Annotated in this window: 1 protein-coding gene; it reads left to right on the forward strand. The window is 31.4% G+C overall.

The genetic code is table 11. The features are described 5' to 3' along the window. On the forward strand, positions 1 to 643 hold a 643-nt coding region (gene istB, locus ACFPOH_RS10840), incomplete at its 5' end, for an IS21-like element helper ATPase IstB (protein ID WP_390309646.1). Between the last annotated feature and the right edge of the window lie 83 nt (positions 644 to 726).

The raw sequence follows: 726 nt of genomic DNA on the forward strand, positions 1-726 counted from the left end.
ATATCATGAACTGGTTTATGAAATCTTAAGCTATGAGATGCGATGTAGAGAGCAGAAAAATAATGAGAGATTAATGAAATGGGCAGAGTTCCCAGAAATATTGACGTTTGATACCTATGATTTGAAGGAACAAACAGCTCTTGGTGAAAAACAACTAAATGTATTAAAAGAACTGAATTGGATTGAAGAATTTTTTACTTTAATTTTGATGGGACCAACAGGAGCAGGAAAAACACATTTATCCGTTGCATTAGGAATACACGCTGTGGAGAGAGGATACAAAGTATCCTTTGTCTCCATGAATCAGCTTATGTATATTTTAAAAACAAAAGAATATATCAATAAATCTAAAATACGCTACAAACGTATTATAGCTTCGGATTTAATTATTATTGATGATGTCATGTACATGACTTACGAGACTCAGGAAGCCAATCTATTTTTCCAGTTTATCTATGATTTATATGATAAAGCAGCATTCATTCTAACCTCTAATAAAGGGCCAAATGAATGGGGAAAATTTCTTGGTGATCCTACTTTAACAACAGCTATACTTGACCGTTTATTACATAGGAGTGAAATTATCACTTTCGATAACGAAACGGATAGCATTCGTATGAAATACAGAAAGGTATTATTTTAATTTAGCAAACTGTTGAATCTTAATTGTAGAAAACTGTTTAAAATTATTTGTGGAAAATTGTTTAATTCTACTTGACGGTTACA

It is taken from the genome of Ureibacillus suwonensis (assembly GCF_042655065.1).
In the GTDB taxonomy this organism is placed as follows: Bacteria; Bacillota; Bacilli; order Bacillales_A; family Planococcaceae; genus Ureibacillus; species Ureibacillus suwonensis.